Source organism: Ruegeria intermedia (assembly GCF_900129345.1).
Classification (GTDB): Bacteria; Pseudomonadota; Alphaproteobacteria; order Rhodobacterales; family Rhodobacteraceae; genus Ruegeria; species Ruegeria intermedia.
Genome location: NZ_FQVK01000056.1, coordinates 1 through 5,606 on the forward strand (window position 1 = coordinate 1; position 5,606 = coordinate 5,606).

Annotated in this window: 6 protein-coding genes; all 6 read left to right on the plus strand. The window is 69.5% G+C overall.

All coding sequences use genetic code 11. From position 1 onward, the window contains the following. Positions 1–1,752 (plus strand): phage terminase large subunit family protein (locus tag F3H26_RS18945; protein WP_223162594.1); only part of this gene is annotated, 1,752 nt, incomplete at its 5' end. A gap of 3 nt (positions 1,753–1,755) precedes the next feature. Further along, positions 1,756–1,971 carry a phage head-tail joining protein gene (locus tag F3H26_RS18950; protein ID WP_149777526.1) on the plus strand — a complete coding sequence of 72 codons (216 nt, stop codon included), beginning with the start codon at positions 1,756–1,758 and terminating at the stop codon, positions 1,969–1,971. 3 nt (positions 1,972–1,974) lie between these two features. Beyond that, positions 1,975–3,444 (plus strand): phage portal protein, encoded by a 1,470-nt coding sequence (locus tag F3H26_RS18955; RefSeq protein WP_223162595.1) that lies wholly within the window; start codon positions 1,975–1,977, stop codon positions 3,442–3,444. Positions 3,445–3,447: 3 nt separating this feature from the next. Continuing rightward, positions 3,448–4,455: a head maturation protease, ClpP-related gene (locus tag F3H26_RS18960; RefSeq protein ID WP_149777527.1), complete on the plus strand. Its 1,008-nt coding sequence runs from the start codon at positions 3,448–3,450 to the stop codon at positions 4,453–4,455. Between the two features lie 6 nt (positions 4,456–4,461). Continuing rightward, complete coding sequence (locus tag F3H26_RS18965; protein ID WP_149777528.1) at positions 4,462–4,839, plus strand: head decoration protein; 378 nt, start codon at positions 4,462–4,464, stop codon at positions 4,837–4,839. A 78-nt stretch (positions 4,840–4,917) separates the two neighbouring features. After that, positions 4,918–5,606 (plus strand): major capsid protein (locus F3H26_RS18970; protein ID WP_149777529.1); only part of this gene is annotated, 689 nt, incomplete at its 3' end.

Genomic DNA, 5,606 nt, shown 5'->3' on the forward strand with positions numbered 1-5,606 from the left:
ATCGAGGTCGACGCGCCCAGCCACCTGTTTCTTTGCGGCAAGGGCTGGATCCCGACGCACAATACCGAAGCCGGCAACAACTGGATCGGCTTCGTCATCCACCACGCGCCGGGGCCGATGCTCGCCGTCCAGCCGACGGTGGAGCTCGCCAAGCGGAACTCGCGGCAACGGATCGACCCGCTGATCGAGGAAAGCCCGGCGCTGAAGGAGCGCGTCCGCCCCGCGCGGGCGCGGGACAGCGGCAACACGCAGCTGTCGAAGGATTTCCCCGGCGGCGTGCTGGTGATGACCGGCGCCAACTCCGCCGTGGGCCTGCGCTCGATGCCGGCGCGTTACGTCTTCCTCGACGAGGTGGACGCCTATCCGGCCTCGGCCGACGAGGAAGGCGATCCGGTCGGGCTTGCCGAGGCCCGCTCGCTGACCTTCGCGCACCGGCGCAAGGTCTTCCTGGTCTCGACGCCCACGATCCGCGGCGTGAGCCGGATCGAGCGCGAATACGAGGCGTCCGACCAGCGGCGCTTCTTCGTGCCGTGCCCGCATTGCGGGCAGATGCAGTGGCTGCGGTTCGAGCGCCTGCGCTGGGAGAAGGGCAAACCGGAGACGGCGGCCTATCACTGCGATGCCTGCGACGAGCCGATCCAGGAGCACCACAAGCCGGCGATGCTGGCCGCGGGCGAATGGCGGGCGACGGCGGAGCCTCGCGATGCGCGGACGGTGGGGTTTCATCTCTCGGCGCTCTACTCGCCGCCGGGGTGGAAGAGCTGGGCCGACATCGCGCGCGACAAGGAGACGGCGGCGGGCTCCGATGAGGCCGAGCGGGTGTTTCGCAACACGGTGCTCGGCGAGACCTGGATCGAGACGGGCGACGCGCCCGACTGGCAGCGGATCGCCGAGCGGCGCGAGGACTGGCCGGCGGGCACGGTGCCCGAAAAGGGTCTGTTCCTCACCGCCGGCGCCGACGTGCAGAAGGACCGGATCGAGGTCGATGTCTGGGCCTGGGGGCGAGGACTGGAAAGCTGGCTCGTCGATCACGTCGTCATCGAAGGCGGCCCGGCGCGGCCTGAGAGCTGGGACGCGCTGACGGACCTGCTCGGCCGCAGCTGGCGGCATGCCGGCGGCGCGGAGCTGGGCCTAGCGAAGCTGGCCATCGACACCGGCTATGAGACCGCTGCGGTTTACGCTTGGGCGCGCTCGGTCGGCTTTGCGCAGGTGGCGCCGGTCAAGGGACTCGAGGGCTTCAACCGCTTGAGCCCGGTCTCCGGGCCGACCTACGTCGATGCGACCGTCACGGGCAAGCGCCTGCGCCGGGGCGCGCGGCTCTGGACGGTGGCGGTGTCCACCTTCAAGGCCGAAACCTACCGCTTCCTGCGGCTGGCGCGGCCGACGGCGGAAGAACTGAACGAGGGTGCTTCGTTCCCGCCCGGCACCGTGCATCTGCCCGGCTGGGCCGACACCGAATGGATCCGGCAGCTCGTCGCCGAGCAGCTGGTGACGGTGCGCAACCGGCGCGGCTTCGCGAAGCTCGAATGGCAGAAGCTGCGCGAGCGCAACGAGGCGCTCGATTGCCGGGTCTATGCCCGCGCCGCCGCCTGGATTGCCGGGGCGGATCGCTGGGGCGAGGCGACATGGGCCGACCTGGAGGCGCAGGTGGCGGGCGCGGCTGCGGAAACCCCAACCGGCATGGCGAAGCCGCGGACCATGCGCCCGGCACAGCGACGGCGACGGACCGTGCGCTCGAATTACATGGGATGATCGATGGCCACACTGGCAGAACTTCGGACCCGCCGGGACGCGCTTGCGGCCGCGCGCGCGAGCGGCGTGGCGCGGGTGAGCTATGACGGCAAGACCGTGGACTACCGCAGCCTTGCCGAGATCGACCGGGCGATCGAGGCGCTGGATCGCGAGATCGCGGCGGCCGAGGGGCGGCGGATCGTGCGGCATCTGCGCGTGACGACAACCAAGGGGCTCTGAGCCGTGGGCCTGTTCGATGCCTTGCGCCGCCGCAAGCCCGGCGGCCCTTCGGGCATGCGCGCCCGCCTCGAAGGCGCCATGGCGAAGCGACGGCTCAGGGGCTGGAACCCGCCCTTGGAGAACATCAATGCCCTGGTCGCCTCGGGCGGCCCGCGTCTGCTGGCGCGCTCGCGTGAACTGGTTGTCACCAACGGCTATGCGGCCAATGCCTGCGAGGCCTTCGCCGCGAACCTCGTCGGCGACGGGATCAAGCCGTCCTCGCTGATCGCGGACGCAGAGCTCCGCGACCGGGTTCAGCGGCTCTGGCTCGCCTGGACCGACGAGACCGATGCCGACGGGCTGACGGACTTCTACGGCCTTCAGGCGATGGTTGCCCGCGAGATGTTCGCGGCCGGCGAATGCTTCGTGCGGCTGCGCCCGCGTCGGGCCGAGGACGGGTTGCGGGTGCCGATGCAGTTGCAGCTTCTTCAGTCCGAGATGCTGCCCTTCGACAAGACCGAGACGGCCGCCAATGGCAACGCCATCCGCTGCGGCATCGAGTTCGATCATGTCGGCCGGCGCGTGGCCTATCACTTCCGCCGTCGCCATCCGGGCGACAGCACCGACAGGGGAGACACGATCCCGGAGACGGTGCGCGTGCCCGCCGAAGACGTGCTGCACGTCTACCGCCCGCTCGACGCAGGCCAGATCCGGGGCCTGCCGCATGTGGCGCCGGCCATGGTGCGGCTGTTCCTGCTCGACCAGTACGACGATGCCGAGCTCGACCGGAAGAAGACCGCGGCGATGTTCGCAGGCTTTATCACCAAGGCCGCGCCCGAGGAACAGCTGATGGGCGCGGTGGAGGATGCAGAGGACGGCACCGGCGTTGCCAGCCTCGAGCCCGGCACGCTGCAGGTGCTGCTGCCCGGCGAGGACGTGAAGTTCTCGTCGCCCGCTGACGTGGGCGGGGGCTACGAGGCCTTCCAGTACCGCACCCTGCTGGCGATCTCGGCATCATTGGGCCTGCCCTATCATCTGGTCACCGGCGATGTGCGCCAGGCCAACTATTCGTCCTTGCGCGCCGAGCTCGTCGAGTTCCGCCGGCGCTTCAGCCAGTTGCAGCACGGGGTGATCGCCCATCAGCTCTGCCGGCCGGTCTGGGCGCGCTGGCTCGAGGCGGCCGCGCTGTCGGGCGCGCTCGATCTTCCCGACATCGAAGCGGCCCGGGCCGTGCAGTGGATCCCGCCGCGCTGGGACTGGGTGGATCCCTTGAAGGACATCCAGGCGCAGCTGCTGGCGATCGAGGCGGGGCTCATGTCGCGCAGGAAGGCCGTCGAGGCCACGGGCTACGACATCGAGGAGATCGATCGCGAGAACGCGGCCGATGCGGCCCGCGCCGCTGAGCTGGGGCTGAGCTACGGCACCGGCCCGAGCCAGAGGCAGGGAGCGCGGGCCACACCCTCGCAAGAAACCGAGCCCAACAAGGGATCCTGATCCATGAACAGCTGGTACAATATCCGCGCCACTGCCGAGGGCGCGGAACTGTCGATCCATGACGAGATCGGCGCCTATGGCGTCTCCGCCAAGGACTTCATCGCGGAGATTGGCAAGCTGCCGGGCGATGCAGCCCTCACCCTGCGCCTCAACAGCCCCGGCGGGTCGGTCTTCGATGCTGTGGCGATCTACAACGCGCTCAGGCGCCACGCCGGCAAGGTCACCGTCACCATCGACGGCATTGCCGCCTCGGCCGCCTCCTACATCGCCATGGCGGGCGACAGCGTAGTGATGCCCGAGAACGCCTTCCTTATGATCCATGACCCTTCGGGGCTCGTCATGGGCACCGCCGCGGACATGCGGGCGATGGCCGAGGCGCTCGACAAGATCGCGGGCGCGCTGATCAAGGGCTATTCGGCGAAGTCCGGCAAGCCCGCGGATGACATCGCGCAGCTGATGGCGGCCGAGACCTGGTTCACGGCGGCCGAGGCGGTGGAGGCGGGCTTTGCTGACCGGCTGATCGAGCCTGTCCAGATCGCCGCGACCTTTGACATCGGGCGCTTCCGCAACGCGCCACCGGTGTTGGTCGACGCCATGCAAGCCGAGCCCGTGTCCGGCGACAAGTCCGACAGCGCCGCCACCGAGGCCACCGACGGCCCGGATCGGGTCGAGGACGCCGAAGACGGGCTGGATTCCGCCACCGACGCTCCACAGCCGTCGGCAAAGACGCCACCGCCCAGCGACGCGCCGCCGGACCCCGCCGCGATCCGCGCCGAGGCGATGTCCTACGCCCGCGCCGTGGTCGATCTCTGTCGCCTCGCCGGGCAGCCGCATATGACGGGCCGCTTCCTCGAACAGGACGCGAGCCTTGACGAGGTGCGCGCGGCCCTGCTGACGGCCCGCGCCGAAGCCGATCCCGAGATCAGCGCCCATCACCCGCAGCCCGGGCCCAACCCTTCGGCCCGGCCCTGGGCCGACGTCATCAACCGCACCTTCAAGCGCAAGGGATAACAGATCATGCCCGTTCTTTCCGAGACCACCCATTCCGGCGGCTTTCTCGTCTGGGAGGCCTTCCGCGACTACACCCGCGAGGTCGTCACCATCGCCACCGGGACAGGCAACCCGGTCCTGCAGTCCGGCACCGTGCTGGGCAGGATCACCGCGACCGGCAAATACGCCGCCCACGACCCGGCTGCCACCGATGGCACCGAGACCGCCGTCGGCGTCCTCTGGGGCAAGGCCGATGCCACCGCCGCCGACGTGGAGGCGGTCGCGCTCCTGCGCGGCCCCGCCATCGTCAGCGGCCATGACCTCGTCTTCGCCGGCACCCCGACCCAGCCCGAGATCGATGCGGCGCATGCGGCGATGGCCGCCGCCGGCATCCTCGTGCGCTGACATCACTCCATCATCGCGCTTCCAGGCGGAGAACCGGTTCCCACTTCTCCTGAAGCGCTCGCCTGAAAGGATTTTCCCATGGCCACCATGGACATCTTTTACACCGATGCCTTCTCGGTGATCGAGCTCACCCGCGCGCTCGAGAACATCCCCTACAAGCCGGCCACGCTCTCGGGCTCGGGGCTCTTCAGTCCGCGCGGCGTGCGCGCGCGCACCGTCGTCATCGAGAGCCGCGACGGCACGCTGTCGCTGATCCCCTTCTCCGAGCGGGGCTCGGCTTACGAACAGCAGATCCCGGAACGCCGCGACGTGCGGGCTTTCGTGTGCCGGCAGTTCAAGAAGCAGGACGTGCTCTGGGCCTCGGAGATCCAGGGCATCCGGGCGTTTGGGTCCGAGTCCGAGACCCAGCAGATCCAGGCCGAGGTCGCCCGCCGGCTGCGCCGCCTCAGGAACGATGCCGAGGCCACCTTCGAGTATCACATGCTGAACGGCATCCAGGGCAAGGTGCTCGATCCGAAGGACGGCGCGGTGGTGATCGACTACTTCGCCGAGTTCGCCATCGCGCCCGCCACGGAGATCGACTTCGACCTCGACAACACCAGCCCCGCCTCGGGCGCGCTGCGCAAGAAATGCCAGGCACTGATCGAAAGCGTGGAGGACAGCCTCGGCGGGCTCTCCACCGGCGCGGTGCAGCTGCGCGCGGAATGCGGCTCGGCCTTCTTCGCCGATCTCGTCGCCCACAAGGAGGTGCGCGAGACCTATCTGAA